Source organism: Peredibacter starrii (assembly GCF_034259205.1).
GTDB classification, from domain to species: domain Bacteria; phylum Bdellovibrionota; class Bacteriovoracia; order Bacteriovoracales; family Bacteriovoracaceae; genus Peredibacter; species Peredibacter starrii.
On the sequence record NZ_CP139487.1, the window covers coordinates 366,258 to 378,763 of the forward strand.

Annotated in this window: 14 protein-coding genes; 5 read left to right on the top strand and 9 right to left on the bottom strand. The window is 42.2% G+C overall.

The genetic code is table 11. The features are described 5' to 3' along the window. Nucleotides 1–62: 62 nt before the first annotated feature. From SOO65_RS01945 to fliD, 8 genes are read right to left on the bottom strand one after another with little or no spacing between them, the layout of a single operon-like run. Entirely contained in the window at nucleotides 63–965 is a 903-nt protein-coding gene (locus SOO65_RS01945; RefSeq protein ID WP_321396088.1) for an NAD(+)/NADH kinase, read from the bottom strand. 2 nt (nucleotides 966–967) lie between these two features. Beyond that, complete coding sequence (locus tag SOO65_RS01950; protein ID WP_321396091.1) at nucleotides 968–1,327, bottom strand: response regulator; 360 nt, start codon at nucleotides 1,325–1,327, stop codon at nucleotides 968–970. Then, entirely contained in the window at nucleotides 1,324–3,033 is a 1,710-nt protein-coding gene (locus tag SOO65_RS01955; protein WP_321396094.1) for a sensor histidine kinase, read from the bottom strand. The genes SOO65_RS01950 and SOO65_RS01955 overlap by 4 nt, the downstream gene beginning before the upstream one ends. Beyond that, nucleotides 2,985–3,398 (bottom strand): hypothetical protein, encoded by a 414-nt coding sequence (locus SOO65_RS01960; RefSeq protein ID WP_321396097.1) that lies wholly within the window; start codon nucleotides 3,396–3,398, stop codon nucleotides 2,985–2,987. The genes SOO65_RS01955 and SOO65_RS01960 overlap by 49 nt, the downstream gene beginning before the upstream one ends. A 23-nt stretch (nucleotides 3,399–3,421) precedes the next feature. Continuing rightward, nucleotides 3,422–4,768 (bottom strand): Clp protease/crotonase-like domain-containing protein, encoded by a 1,347-nt coding sequence (locus SOO65_RS01965; RefSeq protein ID WP_321396100.1) that lies wholly within the window; start codon nucleotides 4,766–4,768, stop codon nucleotides 3,422–3,424. Between the two features lie 2 nt (nucleotides 4,769–4,770). Beyond that, nucleotides 4,771–5,118, bottom strand: a complete 348-nt coding sequence (locus tag SOO65_RS01970; RefSeq protein WP_321396103.1) for a hypothetical protein — start codon at nucleotides 5,116–5,118, stop codon at nucleotides 4,771–4,773. Continuing rightward, complete coding sequence (fliS, locus tag SOO65_RS01975; protein ID WP_321396106.1) at nucleotides 5,118–5,513, bottom strand: flagellar export chaperone FliS; 396 nt, start codon at nucleotides 5,511–5,513, stop codon at nucleotides 5,118–5,120. The genes SOO65_RS01970 and fliS overlap by 1 nt, the downstream gene beginning before the upstream one ends. A gap of 33 nt (nucleotides 5,514–5,546) precedes the next feature. After that, complete coding sequence (fliD, locus tag SOO65_RS01980) at nucleotides 5,547–6,932, bottom strand: flagellar filament capping protein FliD (RefSeq protein ID WP_321396109.1); 1,386 nt, start codon at nucleotides 6,930–6,932, stop codon at nucleotides 5,547–5,549. Nucleotides 6,933–7,245: 313 nt separating this feature from the next. Here fliD and SOO65_RS01985 point away from each other — a divergent pair, with 313 nt between their 5' ends. The 3 genes from SOO65_RS01985 to SOO65_RS01995 all read left to right on the top strand — a co-directional run bounded on the left by SOO65_RS01985 (nucleotide 7,246) and on the right by SOO65_RS01995 (nucleotide 9,963). Continuing rightward, entirely contained in the window at nucleotides 7,246–8,700 is a 1,455-nt protein-coding gene (locus tag SOO65_RS01985; protein ID WP_321396112.1) for a hypothetical protein, read from the top strand. A gap of 122 nt (nucleotides 8,701–8,822) precedes the next feature. Then, a complete protein-coding gene (locus SOO65_RS01990; protein ID WP_321396115.1) occupies nucleotides 8,823–9,059 on the top strand; it encodes a hypothetical protein in 237 nt (78 codons plus the stop codon). Between the two features lie 199 nt (nucleotides 9,060–9,258). Continuing rightward, nucleotides 9,259–9,963: an inositol monophosphatase family protein gene (locus SOO65_RS01995; RefSeq protein WP_321396118.1), complete on the top strand. Its 705-nt coding sequence runs from the start codon at nucleotides 9,259–9,261 to the stop codon at nucleotides 9,961–9,963. Here the strand turns inward: SOO65_RS01995 and nth are convergent. Next, nucleotides 9,911–10,582, bottom strand: coding sequence for an endonuclease III (gene nth, locus SOO65_RS02000; RefSeq protein ID WP_321396121.1), 672 nt, complete (start codon nucleotides 10,580–10,582; stop codon nucleotides 9,911–9,913). The genes SOO65_RS01995 and nth overlap by 53 nt on opposite strands. Nucleotides 10,583–10,636: 54 nt before the next feature. Here nth and SOO65_RS02005 point away from each other — a divergent pair, with 54 nt between their 5' ends. Beyond that, complete coding sequence (locus SOO65_RS02005) at nucleotides 10,637–11,233, top strand: RlmE family RNA methyltransferase (RefSeq protein ID WP_321396124.1); 597 nt, start codon at nucleotides 10,637–10,639, stop codon at nucleotides 11,231–11,233. A gap of 8 nt (nucleotides 11,234–11,241) precedes the next feature. Further along, entirely contained in the window at nucleotides 11,242–12,501 is a 1,260-nt protein-coding gene (locus SOO65_RS02010) for a penicillin-binding transpeptidase domain-containing protein (RefSeq protein ID WP_321396127.1), read from the top strand. Nucleotides 12,502–12,506 lie beyond the last annotated feature (5 nt).

Here is a 12,506-nt window from a genome sequence, read left to right on the forward strand (position 1 = left end):
AACAATACTACGGATGATTTACGTATGGGTCAATACTTTTCCGTATTTTTTACGTAGGACCACTAATCTTTTTTAGAAAAGACAAATTTATCTCTGATAGTTTCAAAATACAGACGTTCAGGGTTCTTAATCAGGGTGATTTTTTTCACCTTTGAACCATTAATAGTCACCACATCCTGATCATCTACATTAATCGCTACTTGCCCATCCAATGTAAGTGTCACGGAATGATGCGGAGGAAGAATTTTTAATTGAATAGGGGCAGTATCTGGTACGACGAAAGGGCGGTGAATAAGTGAATGAGGGCAAATGGGAGTGAGTACCAGGCCCTTCACATCCGGATGCACAATCGGTCCACCGGCCGCCATTGAATAAGCAGTTGAACCCATCGGTGAAGAGATGATGATTCCATCTCCCGCAAGATTATAGATGTGCTCATGGCCCATCTCTGCACGAAGATAAATCATACGAGCAATATCATTCTTCGCCAGAACAGCATCATTAAAGAAGTAATCCGAGAAATGCTCCTCGCCTTTTTTAGAAATGCTTACATGGAAAAGGGGCTTGGTCGTAGTCTCATACTTCCCTTCCATAATATTCGCCAGAAGGTCAAAGTATTCATTCTTGTTGAACTCAGTAATAAAACCCAAACGTCCCAGATTAATTCCGAGAACCGGAATCTTGGTATTGATTCTACGGCAGGCGCCAATCAAAGTACCGTCGCCACCAAGGGAGAACATCATATCTACTTTGTTATGAAAGTTCTTAGAGTTCCAGAACTCAAGACCTTCAGTAGATTTCTGTTTAAAGAATTTATGAACTCGTTCTTTATCTTCTTCACGGAAGACCACTTGTTTTTTACGACGAAGAAGCCAGGCGCAGAGATTCGGTAACAAATTATAAAATTCCGGAGTGGAATTTGGTTTAAGTGTAATACCGATAATTTTGAACGAAGGTTTCTTCATGTTTATTCCGTCATGGTCCGCATGGCCTGTTCGAGATCATCAAACGGCTTATTAAGTAATCGACATTGATAAGCATTGGCACGAGAAAGAACTTGAGGTGAGTTATAAGCAGTCATGATAACGAACTTTTGACTGATCTCTTCCGGGGAGAATTTCTTTTTTGACTCTTCAATGACGTCAAATCCAGAAATGTCCTGAAGCATAAGATCGCAAATGATTCGGTCATAGTGATTATTCAAAATAAGATCGATGGCAATTTTACCACTGGCAGACACGTCCACCTTGAGCCCACGACGCTCAAAAAGCTTCTTAAGAGATTGTTGGATGAGGATCTCGTCCTCAATAATCAAAATGGTATTCATGTTCTAGGTAGTGTGAGGCGGAAGTGAGCGCCTGTACCGTTATTATTAACCAAATATTCTAAATTACCACCCATTTTTACTGCCAGATTTCGAGAGAGCACCAGCCCTAGTCCAGTACCTTGAGATTTAGTCGTAAAAAATGGTTTGAAGAGCTGAGAAGATTTGTCTTCAGGTATACCTGGTCCGTTATCGATAACATCAATAAAGACCGACGTAGCGTCCGAACTCATCGAGAGTTCAATCTGGCGTGTCGTGGTCATGTTTTTCATGGCCTGAGCGGCATTCACGATTAAGTTAAAGAGAATCTGTACGACGAAGATTAAAGGCACATCCAACATAAGGTTTTCAGTGTCATCTTTGTAATTGATGGTCTTTCTGACCTCACGGCCCTCACTCTTGGAAAGGGTGATTGACTCGTCTACAATTTTTTTAATTGAAACTGGCTTGGTTTCAGTCTGAACCTGATAAAGATTTGAGAAGTTCTCAATAATCACCTGACAGCGATTAATGTTCTTCTGAATTTCTGCCATGAGATCTTTACTGTCTGTACTCACATCCATGGTGGCAAAAAGCTGAGAACCCAGTTTAAGCCCAAAGAGTGGATTACTTAATTCGTGGCGAAGAGTATTCAGGAGTTCTCCCAGAAGAGAAATACGCTGAAAGTGGAACAAATCAAAAGCATAGTGGCGAAGTTCATCGCTATCATAAAGATCCAGAGTAAATGGACCTTCAACTTTCTTATTAAAGAAAATGTCTTTCTCTTGAAGCTCGCTGGTGTAGAGGTCATTCATGAAAGATGTTCCCGTCACACCATCACGAATACGCAGTGGAAGTGGAAAGTCTTTCAGGCACACGCGAAGTTCAGAGATTCTTTTGTCTGAGAACTCTTGATCAATTAAACGTTCAAAGTGAGGTTGTAAGAGGTCAATACAGGTTTCAAACAGCTCGATTTCGTCTTTGCTGTAACTTAAAAAGTCATGACGAGAAACCACTGCAACTAATGAATATTTACGAGACATGACCTCTTTAGCAAGAAAGCTTCCATTGAATGGAAGATTCATTTTGGTAAAAGAGTCAGTCGAAAAAGATTTGATTTTTGATTTTTTGATCGAATTAAAGAAAGCGTTAAATTCTTTAACCTCAACCAGACCTTGAGTTTTTTCCCCTCTCCAGATTGTTCCAAGAAGTTCGGCCTTGGTCTGACCTTTGAGGTGGAGAATAATAATGGAACTTTCAAACTTCTGAAGAAACGGAACATCGAGAAGTTTTTCAACCAGGCTTCGAAGACTATGAGACTCATTGGAAATGAGATTCACTTTTTTAATGATCTCATCCCACAGGTCTTTAACGTTTTCACCAGGATTCAGGGAAACACTGGAATAGATTTTCTTCTCAATTCCTTGGGTGGTTTTAATAAAGCTATCAAAAGCATCACTACGCGTAAGAAGTCCCGTCTCGGCGGTCGCCCCATCTAGAGTGCAGGCAATGTTCTTTCGATAGTAGGGAAAATCGCAATGCTCGCCATCGGCGAAGTTCACCCAGAGCCTGTCGCCTTTCTTAAAAAGTGCGATTTGCGCCTCTGCCTCTTCCACCATTTTGAAACGGTCGAGATTCAGATTTTCAAAATCAGAAAGGATAAGGGGATCGATGAATAACTTTACGTATTCAGCAGCTTCTTGGTCTGAGGGATGAGATCTATTTTCCACTGGGTTAAGTTATCTTTTAATTCATACTTAATCAATTCTTCCAGCGCCACCAGGTCTTGCTTTGTTTGCGCCTGGTTCATGGCCTTAAGAATAAACAGTAAGTGGATATGAGATTCTTTGATCCCGGGGATGGTTTGCTGCTTCCGGGACATAATGGTCTTGGATAACAAGGTCGTCAGTTCCACGAACTGGCCAATATCCTGGGTCAGTTTACTGATCTTCCGGTTCCAGAAGAATTCACGTTCTGGACTAAATTCACCAATGGTCTGAATGTCGAGGATAATATCTGATAAAAACTCTAAGGTTAACCCTATAGTGTCAACGAGGAAATCTTGATTATAAGAAGGAGACGTCATCCCTGACATAGGTCCATCCTTGATATTTATAATCAAATGTTAACTTCGTTTCTTTTTAATGTCACAGAAAATAATTCGTGAAGGGCCTCAAGGGCCTGGTGTTCCTCAGAATAGGTCAGAAAACTGTTCTGGGCCTGCTCAAGGAGGGTTTGACCATTATTTTGTCCACGGCGAATGCGATAGAAGTCCAGAAATGGTCTCAACAGAGAATGTGAGGCCGAGATTTGTTCTGCCACCACGTCGATCTCGCGCAGGTTCTTAAGATGACCTTCGATTTTATTCGCGTCCGAGGTCTCGGCCTTAGACTCGTGATAAACGGTATCAATTGAAACCATCGCATAATCATGAAGACGTAAAAACTTTGTCAGAACTTCGTGATGAGTTTTAAGAAGTTCAATCTGTGCCGGAAGACACTTCGTCACTTCAAGATTCACGTCAAAGAGATTAAGAAGAAAATTCCAAAGAACTAGATGTGATTGATAAAACGGATAGTGATCATCAGTACTGTTGTGATTCTTTAAATAGGCCCCGAAAATGTTTTCGTGATCCGTGCTGTAGACGGCATATTCAGAATCAAGGGAGCGTTCTTTATTTTCAATGACCGGTGCCACTAAAGGCAAAAGAGCATGGGCCTTAAAAGTTTTGGTCTTAGAGCTAATGAAGAAATGACCTTCTCCATATGGAACAAGATTGAAGCCCTGAAAGTTTGAAGAAAGGAAAATTCCTCGTCCACCTGCCTCACAAAACTTAATGGCAGATAGAGTGGCCGGACCAATATACAAAGTTTGGGAAACATCCGAGACCAAATCGACTTCAGAAATGTCTTTGACTTGAAGATGAGAATAAGTCTGAGTGAGAAGATTAATGAATTCTTCCTGTTCATTTGAAGGAAATAAACTCGTGCTCGTCATGCCATAAGCAATCTGGCGTATCGAACCCATTCTTTCCTGGCCACGTAGATTTCCACGAAGGCCCAGAATGTTTCGATAAACGTCCTGTAAATGAAACGTTAAAAACGGTGCACGTGCTTTAAGGGTCAGTAAATATGATGACCATAGATCAGGAACAATCAGTTCGCCATTTTTTAAATGAGGACCGATTTTTGAAATAGCATTAACATTCCCATGAACTTCCCAGCTCGTTTCTTTCAGAGAAAGATTTACGCTGATGTCATAGTGAGAGGCCAGGACCTTCTTTGAATCTGTTGTAAATCCGGTAAGGACCGGTGAGGTGCGATCATAAACGATTCCGAATGCCTCTTCATTCACCAGAAGAGTCAGTTCAAAATCTTTTAAATGCGAGTGATATTTCTCGAGGACTTGAATCGTTTCAAATAAAAAATAGGCGTCGTCTTGTTGGATGATTAATAGCTTTTTCACAGCTACTTCACATCATTCAAGTTGTAACCCTTGATGTTCTCGCGGCTGCGTGAAGTCTGATCAATCTCAAGCTTAAGGGTCGCCTGGTATTCTTGAAGTTTTACCAGAAGTTTTTCATCCAGCTTCTTGATGTACTCAATCTGGCGATTAAGATCAGCACGTTTTTCGTCCGTGACTTCATTCCAGTCAATTTGAACCGAGATCTTTTCAATGATTTGGAGCAAGCGCTCACGATTTTCTGTAAAGCTGTCCAGTTGTGTGCCTTGTGAAAAGTCACACTCGAGGATGGCCTCAGTCATCGTGATCGCCTTCATAATAAATTCTTCGAAGAGGAGGGTTAGTTTATCCATTAAGCGCTCTTAACTGGGGTTTGAGTTTTAAGGTTTTTAATCGCCTCAGTCCAACCGTCGTAAAGAGTGTTAAGTACTTTCAGACAACCTTCAAGATGACTTTTCTCAATCTTGATGTTCGCCTGTGTACTTGAATAAAGGATATAGTCGTAAAGTGAAGCAAGTTCTTTTGCCACTTCACCACCAACTTCAAAGTCGAGACTGTTAGACAGTTCAACGATGATGTCTTGCATTTTGCCGATGTACTCGCCTTTCTTAGCAACGTTCTTTTGTTCGATTGCTTCGATGGCCTTCTTACAGTTTTTAATAGCAGCTTGATAAAGCATAAGTAGGATTTGTTCCTTACTTGCTGTCTCTACCGATGTCTTTTTATATGCACCTAAACCGTAGCTCATTTGGACCCTCCTCCAATGTCGCTTACTATTTTATCATAATTGCTGAATGCCCGGTGGGGCGGCAAAACCTGCAAGGCCCGCACCCTGACCTTTGATCTTAGAAATTGTCTCTTCCAGTCGGGCAAACTTCGCCTTCAAAATATCTTCTTTCTGGGCGATCGTGCGCTGACGATTGGCGATCTGACGATCAATCTGATTGATTTGGCTTTGTAGACCACCCTTACGTGTTGGTAACACACCGGTGGGTTGAGAAAGTAGCGTTTGTGCTGTCTCATCCAGGATGTCGATAAAGCCCTTCGACTTTCCATTTTCCAGGGAGTACTTACCAGTCAGGGTTTGTGATACTGACTTGTAATCTTTTGAAAGCGCCTGTTCGAATTTGGCCTGATCAAATTTCAAAAGACCGTCACGTTGGAAAGTCACACCCAGGTCACCCATTCTCATGGGACCTGCGTCAGTCATTACCGATGTGAAGACCGCTGAACGAACCCTGCTTTCAATGGTAGTAAGTGTTGAGTCACCACCCAGTGTACGTTGCGTATCAGTTTTCTCATCGAGTGAGTTTTGCTCTTTAATGAATTTTAAAACGTTGTTGATGTTATCGATGAGGCTGTTGACCTTACCACCGATCTTCTGAACGTCTTCCGTGATTTCAATATTGATCTCTTCACCCGGAAGGGCCTTTTTAAGATCAATCGTCACACCCGGAATAAGATCCGTGACTTTGTTACTTGGAACTTCAATTTCAAATCCATCGAGTTTTACCTTGGCATCTTGAGCTGGTCGCTCTTGCTCAAAGTAAATATCCACTTCGCCGTCTACCAGATAAAGATATGGGAATTCAACGCGGTTCCCATCACCCGTTTCCGTCATTGAGACAATCAAGCGATATGGTTCATCGGAGTCTTTACCATCGTTTACGACGTTCGCCCTGATGCCTAATTCCGAGTCACCGTTAATGAGTTTGGCGATTCCAGAGAGAGTCGCGTGCTTTTCATCCACGTAGATTTCTTTTTCATCTCCGTTAGGAAGATTCACACGGATATATCCAACCCCAACATAGGTCTTATCTTTGTCTTCCACACCATTACTAATGGCCGAAGATTTCTGAGCGAGTTGCACGACTTCAAGTTGATACTTACCAGGATCGGCGATGTTCTTATCTGCCGTAACATTAATGTGTTTGCTGTCACCGGTATTGATTGCTAGTTCGCGGAGTGAACGGGCGTTCTTATTTTTTAGAACTTCACCACGCATGTTTTCCACCAGCGTAGTAAGCTGCTGCACGAGAGATTTTTTGTCGTTGATCTTGCCCTTACGGACTTCCATCTGCTGAATAGGAATTTTTTCAGCTTCAACAATTTGCTGAACAATGTCCTTAGGCAGACCTGAATTGATTGATCCGAACGAAATCCCCAAATCTTTCCTCCATGAAAGTAAGAGACGATTGGAGTCGGTTTCTCATCCTGAGAACCTACTAAAGATTATCATGTGGGTTAGTTGTCGCAAGCGGGAAGAAACTGCTGTAGAATGATATCTACTTGAAAGGAAAAAGAGAGAAGGTGAACAACTCCCTCTCTCTTCTTCAAAATCAGTCTATAGGTCTGGGAGCTTTTTAAAAGTCCCACTGTTCTGATCGGATAATATGGAAAATGCTTTAGCGAAAAACTCAAATATTATATGGGAAAAGTCGAAGTTCTTTATAAATCGACTACTTATCTACTTTTCTTTTTTGCTATTACCGGTCTGGATTCAGAAGACTCTTGAGATCAACATCTTCGTTCAGTCTCTTCTCATGCTCGCATATATCTTATTCATGGCGGGCCAGTGGTATCTATTAGGTAAAGAGATTGATCACCGTTTAAAAATTTACTTCCGCGCCAACTCCAGCATCGACCGCGTCCTTTACCGCGTGTTGATTGGGAATGCGACCATGATGATCATCTTCAACATCATGACATTTATCCCGGAGGGGATTGTTCGCCACTTCTTCTGGGGCTTCTTTGTGGTCCTGGGATTGTTTTACTCATGGCCCACCCGCGGGAAAATTATTGAAGAGTCCGTTTCAACTCAGTTCACGGAATATAAATATCTCGACTCATTTGAGAAGACGGTTTTGTTTCTGACTCTCGCCATGTTTGTGGCCAGTATGCCGAGCTTTCCGTTCTTTAGTAATCTTGAAACTTTTAAACTGATCGTAGATCCGGAAGAGAAAATGCACTCTCAAATCTGGAACTATTTATTCATGAATTTCTATCCATTCCGCAAGATTCCGCACCTGGTGAATCTGGGATGGAGCATGCATTTTTACTTCGTAAACTTTGGGCTTTATCTCCTCGCGTTCTACGGAATAATGCGCTTCTTTATGTCCCGCAGACTTTCGATTCTGGGACTATTCGCTCTGGTTTCTACCTGGTCTTTTTCACTCTTCTTAAAGAAAGATCCTTATATTGGGGCCGCCACATGCTTTTCTGTTTTATGGGTGTGGTCGATTCTTTGGTGTGTGAAAAGTTCAACCTATCGCTCGGGTCTGATGTACGGGCTCCTTTGTTATACCGGGGTCGTGCTGAACTATAACAATATCTTTTTATTTCCAGTGGGACTGGCGCTTCTCTATTTCTTCTTCTTAAAAGAAAGCACGGATTGGTACCGCTCGCAGTTTGTGAAATACACTTCCCTCGGCATGTTCCTGATCCTGATAACCATGATCACTCATATAGATCTCCGGTTCTTTGAAAACGCTTTTACGCTGAAACAATTGGGTGCTTATGTCTCGATTGTCCTAAAGCGTAAGGCCTTCTATGCGTTGTCATTTTTGGGTCTGGTTTCTCTTCTCATTATGAACTTCAAACCAGAACGCAAAACACTTACGGTGTTAACTCTGGATGTAAAACGTCTGCGTGAATTTAGTGTTCTTGTTCTGTGTCTGATTTTGTTGTCCCTCACAGTTGATAAAGATCTTGCTCAGAGTTTTGGTCTTCTGTGGTTTGTCGTGTTCTTGTGCATTCTTCCACTCGAGTGGATTTTCCAATCAATCTCACGTCTTCGTTCGCGGCGAAATTTCATCTACATGATTTATGTGATCCTGTGTCTGCTTGATTCTCACTTCGAGGGACGCATCAGAATCATGTACAATTTCTATGAATCACCACCGGATATAGTTGAGCTAATCAATCGTGAGCCCTAGGTTAAGATCTTAGATTTACTTACTTTTTGAAAATTTCTTTTGCACCGAATTCTGGAGAGTTGTTAGAATATTAGTAAGAACGAGAAGAGAATTAATCTCTTCATCGCGATCAAGGAGGACTTTTGTACAAGGCACCCTTAACCGCTACTGTTTTCAAAGATTTCTCGTCTTGCTATCAACATTTCTCGTCTCAAAAGTCCCGTAACCCCGATCAACCATTTGTCTATGTCGATGCTTCAGGTGTGAAGTTGGTGACAGATGTTGTGGACGCAGAGGCGACTGCAAGTGATGGAGTTTTCGCTCTATCGATGGCCCAGGACGGATATATAGAGATGCTGGCCTTGTATGAAGCGAGTTAATTAATTTTGTGGAAAACTAATTTAGTCAACAAATTGAATTGAAAAAAATGAAAAGGGAGCCGCAGGTTCCCTTTTTTTATGTGCTTGAAATTGCTATAGTACTTCAGTGCATTGTAAGAACAGTTCAGAATTTACAACAAAAACAATTGTGGAAAACTGAGGACTATTTGTGGATAAACAGCATTTTTTGAGAAATTCTTTGGCCAAAATTATGGTTGCAGAATTGTCGGCCATTAATGAACTCGTAAAAAGATATCCCAAAGCGGACATTCAGTTTAAACAAGACGGCTCACCAGTTACTGAACTCGATTTGTTCTTATCATCCCATGTTGAACTTTTGATGGAAGAGCACTTTAAAGGTGTAACGTTTTACTCGGAAGAGAAGTTTTCGGATTGGGGCTTTCCTTTACTAGCACTCGATCCCCTTGATGGAACTCGTGAGTATATTGAAGGTCGTCCCGAATGGGCCCTTTCTATTGGCCTATTCAAAACAGATAAGTTTGAGGGTGAAGGCTGGGTCTATAATCCGGTGACTCAAGAACTCTTCGATGCTCCTGCAAAAATTGAGTTCCCAAAGAAGTCCACTTATCGTGGAGAAGTCTCTCGTTCCGAGTGGAAACAGGGCCTTTTTACAAACAAGTTCACGGAGCGATTTGAACTCCAGGCGGTGGGCAGTATCGCATATAAGCTCGGTCGTCTTGCCTATGGAAAATGTGATTACGTAGTTAGCTTAAGACCCAAAAACATCTGGGACATTGCGGGCGGAACCCTGCTTTGTGAACAAGCGGGATTTAAATTCTACTCTCAAGGAAAAGAAGTCAAAGATGTGAGGAAGCTCTATGAGCCTCCTCTTATTTGGTGCCACGAGAAGCTTTTTTCGGAGCTTTCAAAGATTTACCCGTAGAAGCGCAGACGTCTTTTAAATTACAAAGATCACATTGCGGGCGACGAGCAATACAAGTGCGGCGACCAAGAAAAATCAGAAGGTGTGAAAGCATCGTCCACTGCTCATTGGGAAAGAGCTTCATGAGATCTTGTTCGACCTTTTCTGGTTCTGTTTCTTTAGTCAGTCCCAGAAGGCCAGCGGTTCGTTTAACGTGAGTATCAACCACGATGCCGGTGTTGATATTGAAAGCGTTTCCAAGAACCACATTGGCGGTTTTGCGGCCCACACCCGGAAGCTCACTTAGCTCTTCAACAGTCTTAGGAACCGCACCCTTATGAAGGGCCACCAGGTCCTGAGCACAGCCAATCAGACTCTTACTTTTATTACGAAAGAAGTTTATCGACTTAATCGCCTCTTCCATATCTTCAAGCTTCGCTTTCGCCATTTTTTCGGGAGTTGGGTACTTTTTGAATAAGGCGGGAGTCACCATATTCACGCGTGCATCCGTGCATTGAGCAGAAAGGATGGTCGCCACTAGTAATTCAAATGGATTAGAGTGATTTAATTCACAATGGGCATCAGGATGGACTTTAGAAAGTCGCTCATACACCACAGAGGCAAGTTCAGATTTTTTCATACATCCAAAGTAGCAAAGTTGGCCTAAATCGACAAAGCCTGCTAAGAACAGGGAATGAGTAATTTTAAAGTCAAAGACCACTATTTTAATAAGGCAAAGAACGAAAACTTTCTTGCCCGCTCAGTTTATAAGCTGGAAGAGATCGACGAGAAATACAAGATCTTGAAACCCGGCATGCAAGTGGTTGACTTCGGTTATCATCCTGGATCGTGGATTCAGTACACCAGCCGTGTGATTGGTGATGAAGGTCGCGTGGTAGGAATTGATGTCCGTGAGGTTAATAAAAAATTATCTGGTGTTAAAAACGTACGCGTTTATCAAAAAGACATTTTCGATATTCATGATCTTAGCCAGTTAGAAGTCGACGGACAGTTCGATGTGGTTCTGTCTGACATGGCGCCAAACACAACTGGGATCAAAACTCTGGACCAAGACCGCAGTCTCAATCTGGTTGAATCGGTTTTTGGCCTTCTTCCTCGTTTCTTAAAACCAGGTGGAAACTTCGTCATCAAGGTTTTCGATTCTCAAAGTGCTCAGAATTATCTGAAAGAGCAGAAAAACCTGTTCAAAGAGTTCCATTATCTAAAACCAAAATCTACCCGCAGTATTAGCAAAGAATTTTTTGTCATTGGAAAGAGTTTTAAGGCATAATCTCTTTCATGGTTTTTAAGGATTTAAACCGCAAAGGCAACTTTGCTCTTCTAGGCGTTCTAGGCGTGGTCGCGCTGGCTACTTTCCCTGCTTGGGGAAATCTCAATTTTATTAAGGACAATACACTCTTTGCTCAACCTGCCACTTCGGTGAAACCGGATCCAGTTGCAGACGATTGGAGCAAGATCGTGTCTCGTCACCAAAGTTGGGTTGATCAGATCGATTACGATAGTTCAAAATATCACGTTAAATACACCTTCAATGATGAACTGGAGACATTCATCAAGAAGCAATTGTCCCTTTATAGGCCGGACTACACGTCAGTGGTTGTAATGGACAATGAGACAGGGAAAATTCTCGCAGCGGTGGATTACGCTCGCGCGCAGAATATCTACGGTCGAGACCTCGCGTTTTCTACCACTCACCCTGCTGCCAGTATTTTCAAAGTTATTACTGCCGCCGATCTTTTAGAAAACACTCACATTAAAACTGATACTGAGTTTCACTTCACTGGTCGTTCTACGACTTTATATCGTAGCCAGTTAAAAGAACCAAATGGCCCTCGTCGTTGGGTGAGAACACTTGATTTAGAGAAGGCCTTCGCCACATCTAACAATGTGATCTTCGGACGTACTGCAATTGAAAACCTAACTCCTGCCGGTCTTAAAAAGATGGCGGAAAAGTTTGGATTCAACCGCAGACTGGTTGAAGGTATTAACCTAGCTCCTTCGGTCTTCAACATGGCCCAGGATCAATACAATCTTGCTGAGTTCTCTTCTGGTCTTAACAACAAGACCATGATGAGTCCGGTGCATGGTGCTGTCATTGGTTCAGTGGTCGCTAACGGTGGTCTTCTTCGTTATCCAGTTGTGATTGAGCAACTCGAAGGGATCTCGGATAAGAGAACAATGTTTCCTCCGCTAAAGAAGGACGAGATTGTTTTAACTCCTAAAACTGCTGAAGATTTGAGAACTCTTTTCATGGCCACTATTACTCAAGGTACGGCCCGTTCTTCATTCCGTCGTTCCAAGTATCTTTTGGAGAAACTTGAAATTGGTGGGAAGACCGGAAGTCTTACTGGTGGAGAGCCATACGGAAAACGTGATTGGTTTGTAAGTTATGCCAAGTCACTTGAAGATAAAAATGATAAGGGTATTTCAATTTGTGTCATGATCGTGAACCAGAAGAAGTGGTACATAAAGTCTCCGCTTCTCGCCAAGAACATCATGGAATACTACTACGCGAACCTTTATCCACATAAAAAATAAAAGGT